The following is a 16,273-nucleotide window of genomic DNA, read 5'->3' on the forward strand; positions in this document are numbered from 1 at the left end:
TACCTTCCAGCCGCGCTTGATGATGCCGCTGTCGCTCTCCTACGATCACCGAGCAATCAACGGTGCGGATGCCGCTCGTTTCACGGCCTTCCTGGCCGATGTGCTGACGGACATTCGTCGGCTACTGCTGTAATCGTCTCTGAGTAAGCCACAAGCGGCGCCCAATAGGGCGCCGCTTTTTTGAGACATCAGTTTGAAGCATTGAAATCTATTGTTCGCGAAAACCCAGGGTTAGCGAAAATCGATGGTTAGCGAAAACCAGGGTTAACGAAAACCTAGGGCTAGCGAATCACGCCCTAACAGGTTTACCGCCTAGAATAGTCATCAAATCGTCGTTTTCTGGCTCTTGAGACGACAGCACCAGCAAAGACTCTAAGCTATTAAGGTGAGTGTATATCGCCTGCTTAGCCGCCTCCGCATCACCACTCGCCAAGTGCCCAAGCAAGTTCGCATGATCGCCTTCCAAGTAGCAAGAAGACAACCCTGGACGCTTATAGAGAGCAATCACAATTGACGTTCTTAAGACGAGGTCGGTCAGCATCGCGCCCAGGATACGGTTAGGGGCATGATTAGCCAGTAAGTGGTGAATATTGAGGGAGTGTTCGATGCGTGACGGTTCGTCACTATTTTCAAAGGCCTGCTTTTCAAGGACAACCTGCTTCTCTAGCGCCTTGTAAGTCGCCACATCCAGCTTACCCGCCAGCAGTGAGACAATTTCACCTTCCACTAACCTACGCGCAGAGAAGGTTTCTCGCGTTTCGTCAATCGAAGGCGCCCTGACGCGGGCAACCTGATTCGGCCGTTGGTCGATAACATGTTCAGCATCAAGCCGTGTTAACGCTTTACGCACCACGGAACGGCTGACGCCAAATACATCGCCGATAGTGACTTCAGGCAGTTTTGTATTCGGTGCCAGTCGCTGCATCAGTACCGCAGACCGGATGTGTTCAACAATGTCTTGATCGCTAACGCGACCTTCTTTCGTTTTGGTAAAACCTTTCTTGTGCCAGCCGAGGGTCATGGCCTAACTCTCTAATGAACCTCGATGAAACTTATCATGTTTCCCCCTCAGACAACCACTCAGAACCACACAAAACAATGCCTTAACTGGGTAATCGTGTAGATAAGCGGAAACAACTGCAGTTTTACGACGGGTTGGGGAGAATAAGAATCGCTCGGAAATCGTTGACATTGGTTCGGGTTGGCCCCGTTACCACGAGGTTATCCAAAGCGTCAAAGAAACTGTACGCATCATTACGGGCAAGGTAATCCTGGGCAGAAAGCGTTAATGCCTTAGCCCGCTGCCAGCATTCAGGCCCAATTAACGCACCTGCATTATCTTCAGAGCCATCAATTCCATCGGTATCAATAGCAATCGCATAAATGCCATCACATCCTTTTAGCGTATCAAAAAGCCCCAGCAGGTACTCAACGTTACGCCCTCCTCGACCATTACCGCGCACGGTAACGCTAGTTTCACCACCTGACAGCACCAGCAGCGGACGTGTAATTTCAGCCTGCAGCTTGCACGCCATACGGCCTTGGGCAATGCCTAAATCTCTTGCTTCACCTTCAAGGTCATCGCCTAACACTCTTACCTCTAGGCCACTCTCTTCGGCGCTGATCTGGGCAGCCTTCAGTGCGTCCCTTGCACGGGCTAGGATAGTCGACTTATCCCGTGCAAACCCTTGATTCCAGGTCTGAGGCGCACGATGATCGGCCATTAAATGGCGTTTCACATGCTCAGGCACCTCAATCTCATGGCGGGTTAAAATTGCCAACGCATCTAACGACGTTGTGTTATCCGGCAACGTCGGGCCTGAGGCAATTAATGAAGGCACGTCACCAGGAACATCCGAAATAAGTAACGTCACCACTTGCGCGGGGTGCGCAGCAGTGGCCAACCGCCCGCCTTTAATTGCAGACAAATGGCGTCTGACGGTGTTGATTTCACGGATCGGTGCACCGCATCGAAGCAGCGCCTTATTCAGAGCCTGTTTGTCTTCTAACGAAATGCCGTCCGCTGGCAGGGTCATTAACGCAGAGCCGCCTCCTGAGATAAGTGCGATCACTTGATCGTCTTCACCCAGGTCTTTCACTTCATCAAGCATGCGCTTAGCGGCTTGTTCTCCCAGCGCATCAGGCATCGGGTGGGAGGCTTCCAGTACATCGATATAGCGACACGCTGCACCATGCTGATAACGGGTCACTACTACGCCCGTTAAGTCGACCTCTTCGCCTGCATCACTGGCGCGTTTCTCCCAGGCCAACTCTAACGCGTGCGCCATGGCGGCAGCAGCCTTGCCTGCCCCCACGACCACGGTTCGGCCCGGTGGCTTTTCAGGCAACTGGGCAGTTAACAAGCTATCAGGATGTACGGCGGCAATGGCCGTTTTGGCCAATTGAATCAGCCACTGGCGGGTCGCCTCTTCACTGGTAAAAGGCGCCAAGCGAACAAGGGAATTCATCAAAAGACTCCTCGGGCAGGGATCAGGAAAAGGGCTCAGAAAGGAGCTTTCAAGAGCTTAGAAAAATGAGCTTTGAAAAAGAACTCAATAGCAGGCCAACAGACGCTGGCCTGCCTAGCAAAGGGGCGTTATTGACCAACCTCATGGTCTGCCAACTTTTCTAATGCCCGCACAATACCTGCATGATCCCAGTCCTCGCCTCCATTGGCGGCGCACGCTTGGAACAGCTGTTGTGCATTGGCGGTGCCTGGCAATGACAGGTTTAACGTCCTGGCACCTTCTAACGCTAAGTTGAGATCTTTCTGGTGCAGACGAACGCGGAATCCAGGCTCAAAGGTGCGTTTGATCATCCGCTCGCCATGAACATCGAGGATTTTCGATTGAGCTAAACCGCCCATTAATGATTCACGCACTTTAGCGACATCCGCGCCTGCTTTGGATGCAAACAGCAACCCTTCTGCCACCGCTTCAATGGTCAGTGCTACCACAATTTGGTTGGCTACTTTACACGTCTGACCTGCACCGTGGCCGCCAATGTGGGTAATCGTCTTCCCAACAACGTCTAGGTATGGCTTGGCTCGCTCAAACCCTTCCGGCGTTGCGCCCACCATAATGGTAAGCGCGGCGTTAATTGCACCACCTTCACCACCAGAAACCGGCGCATCGACAAACTCCCCGCCTGCATCGGTAATCCGCTTGGCAAATGCCTGGGTCTGCATCGGGGCAATGGAGCTCATATCAATCACCAGGGTGCCGGGCTTCAGGCCTTCAATTACGCCTTCCTCACCAAATAACACGCTTTCTACATCCGGCGTGTCGGGCACCATGGTGATAATGACGTCAGACGCTTCAGCCACTGCTTTGGGTGAAGCGACTTCACTCATGCCTTTTTCGGCAAGCGCAGCATCCAATGTGCCGCGTTTAACGGTCACCAACGAGTGACCAGCGTCGAGCAGGTGGCCCGCCATAGGACGACCCATAATGCCTAAACCAATAAAACCGATCTTACTCATAATTGTTCTCCATTCGCGTCTTTCAGAAACCAACCTATTGTTTCCAAATGATTTAGATTTCTTGAATTATCGACTATCTACTCACTTGCCTGCTTTACGTCACACAGGGTTAACGCGCCTTATCTAACCAACCCAAACCTTCGACTGTCGTGGTCTTGGGCTTGTACTCGCAGCCAATCCAGCCGTCATAGCCAAGCTGCTGTAGGTGGCTAAATAAGAAGGGATAATTGATCTCACCTGTTCCTGGCTCATGGCGCCCTGGGTTATCCGCCAGCTGCACGTGGGCGATACGCGCGAAATGCTTTTCAATAGTGGGCGCAATATCACCCTCCATGATTTGCATGTGATAGATGTCGTACTGCAGCTTTAAATTATCGCTGCCGACTTCGTCAAAAAGGGCCAACGCCTGTTCGGTGCGATTAAGGAAAAAGCCTGGGATATCACGGGTGTTGATAGGTTCTGCGAGCAATAAAATGTCGGCTGCTTTGAGTTTTTCAGCAGCGTAGCGGAGGTTTTCAACCAGGGTGCGGTGAGCCTCAGCATCACTCACGCCCTCAGGCTGAATGCCCGCAAGGCAGTTCACCTGCTTGCACCCAAGCGCAGTGGCATAGTCGATCGCTTTATCCACACCGGCGCGAAACTCTTCTACCCGGTCGGGATGACAAGCAATGCCTCGCTCGCCTGCTCCCCAATCTCCCGCAGGTAAGTTGTGCAGCACTTGGGTTAGTCCATTCGTATCCAAGCGCTGCTTGATGTCAGCTGCCGCATAGTCATAGGGAAAAAGATACTCAACCCCTTTAAAGCCCGCCTTTGCGGCAGCCTCAAAGCGATCAAGAAAATCGACTTCAGTGAACAGCATACTGAGATTCGCGGCAAACTTAGCCATAGTGTTCTCCTAACGTTTTCTCGTCTTAATAACGACTTCAGCGACTTGCCTGGCAGCACCTTGGTGCGTTACGTCAGGCTGGCAATAGAGCTCGGTGCATCGGTAAGGTTTTCAGCTAACGCTTCAAACTCATTAACCCCATCAAGGTCAGTGCCCATCGAGATATTGGTAACGCGCTCGAGAATAATTTCCACCACCACCGGCACGCGGTATTGGCGCATCAGCTCACGCGCTTTCTCTAACGCAGGTGCAATCTCATCAGGTGTAGTGACACGTAGCGCTTTACAGCCAAGGCCTTCAGCAACCGACACGTGATCTACGCCGTACTCAGCGAGCGCCGCTTCTTCGTCGGTGTAGTTAATGTTCTTGAACGAGAGCTGGACACAGTAGTCCATGTCGAAGCCACGCTGGGCCTGACGAATCAAACCGAGGTAGGAGTTGTTCACCAGCACGTGGATATATGGCAAGTTAAACTGTGCCCCGACCGCTAGCTCCTCTACCATAAACTGGAAGTCGTAATCGCCAGACAGCGCGACCACTTCGGCCTCAGGGTCGGCACGACAAACACCCAGTGCGGCAGGAATGGTCCAGCCCAGTGGTCCGGCCTGGCCACAGTTAATCCAGTGCCGAGGCTTGTACACGTGTAGGAACTGAGCGCCGGCAATCTGAGACAAACCGATCGTGCTGATGTAGCGTGCATTCTTGCCAAAAACCTTATTCATCTCTTCGTAAACACGCTGGGGTTTCACCGGCACATTATCGAAGTGCGTTTTGCGCAGTAGCGTGCGCTTACGCTCCTGACACTCTTGTGCCCAGGCACTACGATTTTTCAGCTGTCCGCTGGCCTTCATTTCACGAGCGACGTCGATAAACAGATCTAGGGCAAGCTTTGCATCAGAAACGATGCCATAGTCAGGCCCGAAAATACGGCCTATTTGCGTTGGCTCGATATCAACGTGAACAAATTTTCTATCTTTTGTATACGTTTCTACATTGCCAGTGTGTCGGTTGGCCCAACGATTACCAATTCCCATGACAAAGTCAGAGGCCAGCATGGTCGCATTGCCATAACGGTGCGACGTTTGCAGCCCCACCATGCCCGCCATTAACGGGTGATCATCTGGGATCGTTCCCCACCCCATCAGCGTCGGGATGACTGGCACACCGGTAAGCTCGGCAAATTCAACTAATTGCTCGGCAGCATCGGCGTTGATGATGCCGCCACCGGCCACAATCAGCGGCTTATCGGCTTCGTTGAGCATCGTCAGTGCTTTTTCAATTTGGGCACGGGATGCTGAAGGTTTATAAGCCGGAAGTGATTCATAAGTGTCCGGATCGAACTCAATTTCGCTCATCTGTACATCGATGGGCAGGTCGATTAATACCGGTCCAGGGCGGCTGGAACGCATAATTTGGAAGGCTTTTTGGAAAGCACGCGGCACCTGGGCAGGTTCCATCACCGTGACAGACCATTTGGTTACCGGCCCGGCAATCGTCTGAATGTCGACTGCCTGGAAGTCTTCTTTATGCATCTTGGAGCGTGGTGCTTGCCCAGTAATGCATAGAATTGGAATTGAATCAGCACTGGCGGAGTACAGACCAGTGATCATATCCGTGCCCGCAGGACCAGAAGTACCGATACACACACCAATGTTGCCAGCGGTTGTACGGGTATACCCTTCCGCCATATGCGAGGCTCCTTCCACGTGGCGTGCTAACACGTGATCTACGCCTCCCACTTTACGCATCGCAGCGTAGAAAGGGTTAATCGCAGCCCCTGGCACACCAAAGGCAACATCAACACCTTCTTTTTTCAGGACGTGAATGGCGGCTTCTGCAGCTGTCATTTTAGCCATCACAACTTCTCCTCGAAGATTGAACACTTTTAGCATTCATTTTTGTATTTAATTTTGTATACGAGACAGTATTCAAAGTATGCGCCGCCCACAGAACTGTCAATATTTTATGGAAAATATTTCCATAAAAATTCAAACGACCAACAAAAAACATTTAAAAACATACAGTTGATTAAAATAATATTTTTAATATAAGTATGAATGGGGTGGGTGAACAGCAGCGGTGCGGATATGGCATTAGCTGCGTTGGTAAGAGCGGGCATACCAAAAGGACCGGCGCTCTTGCATCCAGTCCATACAGGGATAACCACTTTTTTAGATTTAACTCGGCGCGCAGAGCGCCGCGGGTTTAACCATGCCCCAGCATGCCAGAAATCGTTCTCGCAGCCTCTTCCACCTGTGCTTGTAACTCGGTTCGCTCTTCCTCGGTAAATTCATGCACAGGCACCATGATGCTAACGACGCCTTCCATCACCCCGTCATGGTTATAGAGCGGGTAAGCAATTGAAGAAATACCGAAGTGATAGTAAGAATCCGCAATCACATAACCGCGCTGGCGATCCTCCTGAACTAATTCCCAGAGAACGTCACGCCATATTGGCGCACCGAGCTCTTTATTAAGCAGTTGGTCATCAGGATAGAGCGATTCAAACTCCTCTTTTGAAAGGTCTGTCAGAAGTAGTCGCCCTAATGAAGTGCAGTGCAGTGGAATTCGCGTTCCTACGCTAACGCGACGAATCGTGGCGTTAGTCGCTCCCACACGTGCTACATAAACTGCATCCCTGCCATCGCGGATGGCAATATGACTTGAGCAGCCAGTTTGCTCGCATAAAGACTCAATAACAGGGTGGCCTACCTGAACGACATCTAATGACGCCACATATTCAAAGCCCAGCTTAAGCACATTGACACCCAGCGAATACAACCCCGTGACAGGGTGATGGCGCAGAAACCCCATATGCTCCAAGGTCTGTACTGCGCGATACGAGGTGGACTGAGGATAGCCAACGCGTTTGACGATTTCGGCAAAACTCATTTCACGATGATGGCGATTCAGCTCCATTAGAATCGTCAGCCCCCGCTCAAGCGCGGGAATTAACTGCTTATTTTTATCCTTGTCACTCATGACTGGTTAACTCACTTCGTTAATTGAGCTATCGAGATATCGTGAAGAACCTCAAGACCTACGTCGACCTGCCAAAACACCGGCGGCCATCATTGATATAATATGAGAGGCGTTGAGGAACTCAGCTATACAGCAGCTACCACCGTTAAGGTGCTAGCTGCTGTCGTCACAACGAGCGAGCTAGTTACTCAGCCCACGCTTGAATCAAAGCACGCTCTTCATCGGTCATATTGGTCATATTGCCAAGCGGCATGTAGCCACTTGCCACCACTTGCTGTATGCCATCTTTATTGCGCAACATTTGGTCAAGACTGTCGTATGCAATGCCAGCGGGTGGTGCGGAGAAACCAGGATGGGAAGGCGCTTGTGCATGACATGCAACGCAACGCTGCTCAATGACTGTCTGTACCTCAGCAATATCCGGCGCCGTTTCTGCACTGGAATTAGCCTGTTGACTACTCGGCATTCCTATCCAGAACGCCACCATAATCAAGAGAACACCTGCCGCAGGATAACTAGGCTGTATTTTTCCAGCATGCATCAATACGAAGTACTGACGAATTAACGCACCCGCAAAAATCAGCAACGCCATGATGACCCAGGCATGGGCATGGGAGTATGCAAAGGAGTAGTGATTGCTGATCATTAATAAGACAACCGGCAGCGTGAAGTACGTGTTGTGTACTGAGCGCTGCTTACCACGTTTGCCATCTAACGGATTAGGCGTTTCACCTGCCTTCATCGCTTTAACCATACGGCGCTGACCAGGGATGATCCAAAAGAACACGTTAGCTGACATCGCCGTTGCCATGACCGCCCCAGTCAATAGAAACGCTGCCCGACCGGAGAACATTTGAGTACTCAGGTACGCCACCACCACCATCATGATCGCGACACCAATACTTAGCAGACCATCGCGCTCCATGTTGGGGCTGATGCGCTTACACATTTCGTTGTAAACCACCCAACCCAATAACAAAAAGACTAGCGCTAAAACATTGGCCTGCCAGCCTGTCATATTGGCAGCCCACTCCCAGTTACTGTTCGGATTGACCAAATAGAAGCCAGGATTAACCATGTACAAAATAATGAATAGAGCGAAGCCAGATAACCAGGTGGTATAAGCTTTCCAGAAGGACCAGTGCAGATCTTCAGGTAGCTTTTCCGGACTGGTGGCATATTTCTGATTATGATAGAAGCCGCCGCCATGCACGGCCCACATTTCACCAAACACACCTTTTTTGCGGCAGTTTTCATCTTTAGGCGATTTCAGCCCATTATCGAGCATGACAAAGTAGATAGACTCGCCAATCCAGGCAATGGCTGCAATCACATGTAGCCAGCGCAGCATAAAATTAGCAAATTCAATAAAGTAGGACTGCATAGCAGAATCCTCGCCTCGTTTGTTTGTTGTTAGTCGACAGCGTTAGGCAAACTTTGTGTTATTGCGCCCGCTAACTACCCCGATAGGTTGAGTAGGCATAAGGCGATAGCAGCAAAGGCACGTGGTAATGCTGTGAAGCATCATTGACACCAAAGCGAATCGGAATCATGTCCAAAAATGCAGGGCTTTTACCGTCGACGCCTTGGTTCACCAAATACTCACCCGCATGAAAAACTAGCTCGTACTCGCTCTCTATCAGGTCGTCACCCTCCAATATGGGGTTGTTACAGCGACCGTCATCATTGGTTGTCACTGTCTTGATAAGCTGACGCTGACCATCCATGTACCGATATACATCGATGTTGACGCCATTTCCTGGGCAGCCCTTTGCAGTATCCAGAACGTGCGTTGTTACGTATCCCATTCGTTTCTCCTGTGTGTTTCTGACGACGTATTTTTATGATGAAGCCACAACCGCTGCCATACGGTTTTCCAAAAGGCTTGCAAGGCTGGCTCTCAGCTCCTCAAACATATTGGCTACATTTCTATCTAATTAATGAGAACATTTCAAAACATTTTTTGTATACATTTTTTATTTCACATTGTTCTTCCGTCATTCATCAGTGCCCACCACCGACTGGTCAGCAATCCAATCCTTTTTTAGCACCCTCCCCTTATGTCCAAATAATTAGCAAGCTACCAAACCACATGGATTTAAAAATAAATTAAAAATCAATTATTTAAATACATAATTCGAATTAACAGGCCTATTATTTTTAATGTTGGAGCGTCAGTGAAGCCCGCTAACCTCCCAGCTGAGCGGTATAGCAGCGCAGAAAAGAGTTAAAAAAATTTATTATTCTCGCCAGTTTTGTGTACAGTAATATTTCCAAAAATGAACAATAATTTTAAATTATTGAATACAAAAACAAAGGAGAGTCCTTCATGAGCGACGCCCCAGCCTCTTCAACAGAGCACAAGCGAATAGATGAAAAGAGCACATCGCTCTTTGATTTTTATGGAAAACCTAAGTTCTTAAAGGTGCTGCCGCTTTCTCTTCAACACCTGCTGGCCATGATTGCTGGCGTGATAACACCACCCATTATCGTTGCAGGCGTAGTGGGAGCGAGCGTAGAAGAAAAGCTTCTACTTATTCAGATCGCAGTGCTAGCGTCAGGTGTCTGCACTGTGTTTCATCTGTATGGCGTATGGAAATTCGGTGCGCGCTTACCGGCCATTTTTGGTGTCGGCTTTGCGTACGTACCAACATTGGTTGCCGTTGGCGCGCAGTATGGGATTGAAGGGATACTAGGCGCCCAGCTGATTGGCGGCATGACCATGGTCGTGGTGGGCTACTTTATCCAATATATTCGTCATTTATTCCCACCGGTCGTTGCTGGCACAGTGGTGTTAGTTATCGGTCTATCGCTATACGACATCGCTATTCGCTATATGGCAGGCAGCGGCAACGTCAATGCCTCCGACTTTGGCGACCCTATCAACTGGATCGTTGCGGTGGTCACGCTACTTACTGTTTTAATTGCGGCACAATTTGGTAAAGGGGTAGTAAAGCTCTCTGCCATTATCGTGGGCATTGTGGTGGGCTACTTGCTGTCCCTATCCCTTGGTTTGGTTAGCTTTGAGAATGTTACCAATGCGTCGTGGGTGGCCGTGCCCCAGGTGATGCCGTTTAAGATGGAGTTTCATACGGCTGCCATCGCCTCCATGGTGGTCATTTGCATTATCAACTCCGTTCAAACCATCGGGGATTTATCTGCCACAACCGTTGGCGGCATGAACCGTGAGCTAAAAACCAAAGAGCTAACTGGCGGCCTGCTGGGTAATGGTTTAACCACGACCATCAGCTCTTTCTTTGGTGCCCTACCCACGTCCACGTTCAGCCAGAATGTTGGCATTGTTGCAATGACCAAGGTAATCAGTCGTTATGTACTAGCACTGGCGGGTATCTTTATGATCCTGGCCGGTCTTAGCCCTAAGTTTGGCGCTATGATCACAACGATTCCCTACCCCGTTTTGGGTGGTGCAACGATTACTGTGTTTGGCATGATCACGATGACCGGTATTCAATTGTTGGTTAAAGATGAAATGTCCGCTCGCAATATGACCATCGTTGGCCTTTCCCTTGCGTTGAGCTTAGGTATCGCTGCTGAGCCATCGGCAATTGAGCAATTTCCTGCCGTATTACGAGACTTGATCGGTGGTGCACCCATCGTTGTCGCGGCTATTACGGCCTTCACACTCAATATCGTGCTCCCTAAAAAGTCTCTTTCCGATGAAGCTAAGGAACGAGAAAAAATTGCCAATGAAGATAAAGCCACTGAGGAAGCGGCTCACAGTCAACGTAATCACCTTGATCAACGTAGCGTTCACGCTGACTAATGATGTGGTCATTAACCAAAAACTAGACGCCACATAATGTCCGACGATTTAGAACTGCCGCTAGCCCGGTAGTTCTATTTTTCCGTTTCCGTATATAATAATGACACTAATGGAGTGACGCATGCACCGCTTAAATAACCTAACAATGAGAATGAGCTGGTCACTCGTTTTAAGCTCTTTTTTAATACTGCTGCTTCTGCTTAGCGGGACTGGCCTGTATGCAGTTAATCATAGTCAGAAAAGTATTGAGCAATTCACTAACGTCAATGTGAATCAGCAAGCGACACTGAATAGAACGAACTCAACGTTGCAAAATGCTCGCATCCACATGAGCCATCTATATGAAGAAATAATTGAACCTCAGTCATCTATGCCCCCAGCAGAGAGGCGCCAACGAGCTGATGCGCTGCATGATGCGTTGAACAATGCCGCCAACATATTATCTGAGTTTATTCATCTTCCCACCAACCCTGCTCACGAACACTTCATCAGTGAAATAAACGCTAGCTTCAATAACATGTTAACCAACCATTTGTTTCCACAGTTAGAGGCACTTTACCAAGGAGATGTCGCTGCCTATCAACATCAGCGTCACGATGCACAAGTAGCGTATGCACAGTTCCATCAAGACACTCTTAGCTTCTTCCATACGGTAGAAGCCGAAGGTAATGAACGACTCGCTGACTTTTCTTCAGTTATTAACTTAGCCAACATGGCTATTATGTTAGTTTTTATGACAGCATTAGTTATCACTGCCATCGTCTACTGGGGAGTTAGCGCTAACTTAATTCGTCCAATGCAGCGTATCAATGAACACTTTCTGCATATTGCTAAAGGTGACCTTTCCAAAACAATTGAAGTGCATGGTCGTAATGAGATTGGCGTGCTTTTCAACTCGCTACGCAACATGCAAAAAGACTTACTTGAGACAGTAGCCACCGTACGCCATAGCAGTGAGGAGGTCTTTGCCGGTGCACGGGAAATTGCGTTAGGCAACCAGGATCTTGCATCACGAACCGAACGTCAGTCCGCTTCATTAACGCAAACCGCCTCAAGCATTGAAGAAATGACAGCCACCATGGAGCGCAACAGTGACAACGCGGCGCAAGCTAGCCACGTTGCTCAAGAAGCTGCGCAGAATGCTCAACAAGGAGGTGATGTCGTCACTCACGTCGTGAGCAAAATGCATGAAATACGCCATAGCTCCCAGCAGATTACCGATATTATCGGCTTAATAGACTCTATCGCTTTTCAAACCAACATTTTGGCGCTCAACGCGTCAGTTGAAGCAGCCCGAGCGGGTGAACATGGTCGTGGGTTTGCCGTGGTAGCCAGTGAAGTACGTCTGCTTGCGACACGTAGCGCTGATGCCGCGGCGGATATCCGCCAGTTGATTGGAACATCAGTAAGCCAAATAGAAGCAGGTACTCAACAAGCTGATTTAGCCAGTGAGTCCATGGCCGCCATTATGGAATCCGTCAAACGTGTCACCACCTTGATGGATGAGATCGCGGTGGCTAGCGAGGAGCAACGTATCGGCATCAACGAAGTTAATAGTGCTGTTGGTGAAATGGAGCAAACGACTCAGCAGAATGCTGCCATGGTAGAGCAAGCCAGCACCTCCGCGACCCAGTTAGAGCATGAGGCTGAGCGGTTAACCGAGGTTGTGCTTAGGTTTAAACTCAACTCAGGCGATGAAAACACCCAATCAGGCATTCGGTGTGTTTCGTTAACTCATCAAGCCACACCTTGCACATAGAGCCAAACGCCATATACTGTATATATAGCCATATAGCAACGCTTATATAGTGCAGAGGTGGCAACTAATGGTTTCTCACTCTTCCGGCGCTACCGTGCATAAAGGGCGCGGTGCGACCTACGATCCACATAACCGCTTTGCGCCAACCCGCAGCGTGGCAGAAGATGACGGCTGGTGGCATGAAGAAGCCACGACAACGCTGGCAACGGAAGTACGCGAGGAACCGAGCAAAAGCGCCCTTTCTTGGAACCGGTCGCCGGATTTGCCCTTTGACCGCTCACTCAATCCATATCGCGGCTGCGAGCATGGCTGCATTTACTGCTACGCTCGCCCTTCCCACGCTTATTGGGATTTATCACCGGGGCTGGACTTTGAAACCAGGTTAATCGCCCGCACAGGATTAGTTGAGCACTTAACAGAGGAGCTTAGCCATCCTCAATACGTGTGCCGCCCTATCAACCTTTCCGGCAACACCGACTGCTATCAGCCACTGGAAGCCAACTACCAAACAACGCGTCGTTTATTAGAGCTACTACTGGCATGCAGGCATCCGGTCACGCTGGTCACTAAAAGCACGCTAGTACTGCGGGATTTAGACCTGCTAGCAGAAATGGCCGAGCATCGTTTGGTGCGGGTGTTTGTTAGTCTGACAAGCCTGGATGCCAATCTAAAGCGTACCTTGGAACCCCGAGCGGCCTCGCCTCAGGCGCGCTTAAAAGTGATCCGCGAGCTAAACACCGCAGGCATTCCAGTGGGTACGTTGGTCTCACCGATTATTCCTGGCCTTACTGACCACGAAATTGAACGCATTCTTGAAGCGGCCAGCCGCGCTGGCGCGCGCACAGCAACGTGGATGCTGCTGCGCCTGCCCCATGAAGTCGCACCAATGTTTGAAGCATGGCTACAAGCCCACTACCCCGAGCGAGCCGCTAAGGTAATGAGCCTGATTCGCCAATGCCGAAGCGGCAAAAACTACGATGCACAATTTGGCAAACGCTTCCGGGGTGACGGTGTATTTGCTGACTTGATCGCCCAACGCTTTAATCGCGCCAGCCGCCAGTGGAACATGCAGCCACGCACCGAACAGGGTCTGAACACCCGCGACTTTCGACCACCCCAGGCGCAAGGGGATTTATTTTATTAGCTCGCGCGCTTAAATAGGCAAAAGTGTTTTTTGCCTTTTTGTACTATCCAATAGGTATCAAATAACGCGAAGCTTTCCTCCAAGCGGGTTTGCGTGGCCCGTTCGCCATTGAGTCGCACTGCCCCCTGCTCAATCAGCTCACGAGCTTGGCGTTTAGAGCCAACTAAACCACCTTTGACGAGTGCGCTGTCTAGCGGCTCTTCTGGCGATACCTGGATACATGGCAAACCATCTAGCGCTAGTTGCTCAAGCTCATGCAGCGTTAGCGTGGCAACGTCGCCACTGAAGAGCGCCTGGGAAATGCGCTGTGCGGTTTTAAGCCCTTCACCGCCATGCACGAAACGAGTGACGGCTTCCGCTAGTATCTTTTGTGCCTGGGGCTTACCCGCCACGGTTCGATCATTGGCTTCAATCTCGTCAATTTCATTACAGCTAATAAAGGTGTAGTAGCGTAAAAAACGGTAGACGTCGCTGTCGTCAGTGTTTAGCCAAAACTGGTAGAAGTTATAGGGCGACGTTTGCTCTGGATCGAGCCACACAGTGCCACTTTCGGTTTTGCCGAACTTGGTACCGTCTGATTTGGTAATAAGAGGCAGCGTTATCCCCATGACCTGCTCACCATTGAGACGGCGGGTTAAATCGATACCGCTGACAATATTACCCCACTGATCGTTACCGCCAATCTGCAAACGGCAGCCCAGCGTGCGATTTAAATAGGCAAAATCGTAGGATTGCAGTAGTGCGTAGCTAAACTCGGTGAACGACATTCCCTGATCGGGGCGCTCTAAACGCTGCTTGACCGATTCCCGGTTAATCATGGCATTCATGGAAAAGTGTTTGCCCACATCACGGAAGAACTCGATCACATTAATTTCGCTAATCCATTCTGCGTTGTTGACTACCTTAAACGGCGCCTCTAAATGCGCAGCCATCAGCCAGTAGATTTGCTCATTTAACGCTGTCACCCATCCCTTAACGGTTTCTGGAGGATTGAGCGATCGCTCGGTGGCTTTGAAACTAGGGTCGCCAATCATTCCCGTCGCGCCGCCAACCAAGGCAATGCCATGATGCCCTGCATCCTGAAAGCGCTTAAGCATTAATAGTGGCACTAGATGCCCAATGTGCAGGCTGCCCGCTGTAGGGTCGAAGCCACAATAGATGGTTTGCGGGGTGCTAAGCAGCTCGTTGAGCGCCTGCTCATGGGTCGACTGTGCAATCAGCCCACGCAGCTGCAGGTCCTGCAATAATACCGAAGCGTTCATGATGCTGTCCCTTTGCGGTTAATCAATGACATTAGGCTAAGGGGCACCTAGGTAAAGAGCGATATCCCTATAGGGACAAATAGGGATAAAGGCATTGGTCAGCGGTGGTCAGGCCCAGCTGACGACGCCACGATATGATTGAGAAACAGGCTGAATAGCTCACTCAGTGAGGCAACGCCCAACTGGGCATATATGCGTTTGCGATGATTTTTAACCGTACCGTGGCCTATCGCTAAGTATTCAGCAATCTCTTGGCTATCCATCCCCTGCACCATCAATGCAGCGACCTGCTGCTCTCTTGCTGTTAATAGCGTTTTCCCAAAACTACCAACAGATTGGCGCAACGTTGCCGCGATATCACCGTTCACTGTCGCACTGGCCAAGTGGAAAGGTGTGTTCCAGTGCTGCTGGCAAAGCGCAGAAAGCACGCTCAGATAGCAAGTTACCTGATGACGCTCGGCATCGGTAAAGCGCACCTGCGGTTCGGCGCGCCCCTTCAGTTTCCCCAGGTACACCACAATCCACCGAGCTTCACTTAAGTACAGGGTAATGCATAGCTCATCCTGCCAGCCTGTTTGCTGGTAAAAATCCTGTTGGTAGTCACCATCCCTGTACTTAAACGAGTCAATATTTTTCGCCGTGAAAACCCCCTCTTTTTGCTGCTGGGCAAGCAATAGCAAAAACGGGTCATCCTGGTAGGCATCCATCAAGTAGCGCTGGAACAGAAGCTCGCGCTGCTGATGTAGAGAGTCGAATAGATAAATAGGATGCTTGCCGGGTCGGCAGCCGACAATAACAGCGCAGTCGAAGGTGACTAACCGACTTAGTAGCTTGGTAAAAGCGGAGGTAAAGTGGGTAGTGCGCAATGCGCTAATGGCACTAGCCAGTGCCTGGTTAAGCTCACTTGAAGATGCCGTCACATTACGATGCATCGCATTACCGTTAACCATTCCCATCTCGGCCTTAAAGTTACGT

14 protein-coding genes are annotated in these 16,273 nt (G+C 50.3%); 4 read left to right on the forward strand and 10 right to left on the reverse strand.

All coding sequences use genetic code 11. From position 1 onward, the window contains the following. Window positions 1-133, forward strand: a 133-nt coding sequence (locus HZS79_RS16080; protein WP_179927889.1) for a 2-oxo acid dehydrogenase subunit E2, incomplete at its 5' end; no start/stop codon positions are given. A 156-nt stretch (window positions 134-289) separates the two neighbouring features. Here the strand turns inward: HZS79_RS16080 and HZS79_RS16085 are convergent. The 8 genes from HZS79_RS16085 to uraH form a co-directional block, all read right to left on the reverse strand. Then, a complete protein-coding gene (locus HZS79_RS16085) occupies window positions 290-1,021 on the reverse strand; it encodes a GntR family transcriptional regulator (protein WP_179928363.1) in 732 nt (243 codons plus the stop codon). Between the two features lie 124 nt (window positions 1,022-1,145). Then, the gene (locus tag HZS79_RS16090; protein WP_162220075.1) at window positions 1,146-2,468 is read right to left on the reverse strand and encodes a glycerate kinase type-2 family protein; all 1,323 of its coding nucleotides are present in this window, start codon (window positions 2,466-2,468) and stop codon (window positions 1,146-1,148) included. A gap of 128 nt (window positions 2,469-2,596) precedes the next feature. Next, complete coding sequence (locus HZS79_RS16095; protein WP_179928364.1) at window positions 2,597-3,481, reverse strand: 2-hydroxy-3-oxopropionate reductase; 885 nt, start codon at window positions 3,479-3,481, stop codon at window positions 2,597-2,599. Between the two features lie 109 nt (window positions 3,482-3,590). After that, window positions 3,591-4,367, reverse strand: coding sequence for a hydroxypyruvate isomerase (hyi, locus tag HZS79_RS16100; protein ID WP_179928365.1), 777 nt, complete (start codon window positions 4,365-4,367; stop codon window positions 3,591-3,593). Between the two features lie 68 nt (window positions 4,368-4,435). Then, a complete protein-coding gene (gene gcl / locus HZS79_RS16105) occupies window positions 4,436-6,223 on the reverse strand; it encodes a glyoxylate carboligase (RefSeq protein ID WP_162220078.1) in 1,788 nt (595 codons plus the stop codon). 349 nt (window positions 6,224-6,572) lie between these two features. Further along, window positions 6,573-7,349 carry an IclR family transcriptional regulator gene (locus HZS79_RS16110; RefSeq protein ID WP_162219571.1) on the reverse strand — a complete coding sequence of 259 codons (777 nt, stop codon included), beginning with the start codon at window positions 7,347-7,349 and terminating at the stop codon, window positions 6,573-6,575. Window positions 7,350-7,533: 184 nt separating this feature from the next. Then, window positions 7,534-8,733: a urate hydroxylase PuuD gene (locus HZS79_RS16115; RefSeq protein WP_179928366.1), complete on the reverse strand. Its 1,200-nt coding sequence runs from the start codon at window positions 8,731-8,733 to the stop codon at window positions 7,534-7,536. Between the two features lie 70 nt (window positions 8,734-8,803). Then, window positions 8,804-9,157: a hydroxyisourate hydrolase gene (gene uraH / locus HZS79_RS16120; protein WP_179928367.1), complete on the reverse strand. Its 354-nt coding sequence runs from the start codon at window positions 9,155-9,157 to the stop codon at window positions 8,804-8,806. 521 nt (window positions 9,158-9,678) lie between these two features. Here uraH and HZS79_RS16125 point away from each other — a divergent pair. The 3 genes from HZS79_RS16125 (at window position 9,679) to HZS79_RS16135 (ending at window position 14,036) form a co-directional block, all read left to right on the forward strand. Further along, complete coding sequence (locus HZS79_RS16125; protein ID WP_179928368.1) at window positions 9,679-11,133, forward strand: uracil-xanthine permease family protein; 1,455 nt, start codon at window positions 9,679-9,681, stop codon at window positions 11,131-11,133. A gap of 121 nt (window positions 11,134-11,254) precedes the next feature. Beyond that, window positions 11,255-12,892, forward strand: coding sequence for a methyl-accepting chemotaxis protein (locus HZS79_RS16130; RefSeq protein WP_179928369.1), 1,638 nt, complete (start codon window positions 11,255-11,257; stop codon window positions 12,890-12,892). 67 nt (window positions 12,893-12,959) lie between these two features. After that, the gene (locus HZS79_RS16135) at window positions 12,960-14,036 is read left to right on the forward strand and encodes a PA0069 family radical SAM protein (RefSeq protein WP_179928370.1); all 1,077 of its coding nucleotides are present in this window, start codon (window positions 12,960-12,962) and stop codon (window positions 14,034-14,036) included. Here the strand turns inward: HZS79_RS16135 and tyrS are convergent. Together tyrS and HZS79_RS16145 are read right to left on the reverse strand one after the other, a co-directional pair. Beyond that, window positions 14,033-15,298, reverse strand: coding sequence for a tyrosine--tRNA ligase (gene tyrS / locus HZS79_RS16140; RefSeq protein WP_179928371.1), 1,266 nt, complete (start codon window positions 15,296-15,298; stop codon window positions 14,033-14,035). The genes HZS79_RS16135 and tyrS overlap by 4 nt on opposite strands. Window positions 15,299-15,396: 98 nt before the next feature. Then, the gene (locus HZS79_RS16145) at window positions 15,397-16,248 is read right to left on the reverse strand and encodes a response regulator transcription factor (protein ID WP_218928033.1); all 852 of its coding nucleotides are present in this window, start codon (window positions 16,246-16,248) and stop codon (window positions 15,397-15,399) included. Window positions 16,249-16,273: the final 25 nt, after the last annotated feature.

Source organism: Vreelandella zhaodongensis (assembly GCF_013415115.1).
GTDB classification, from domain to species: domain Bacteria; phylum Pseudomonadota; class Gammaproteobacteria; order Pseudomonadales; family Halomonadaceae; genus Vreelandella; species Vreelandella zhaodongensis.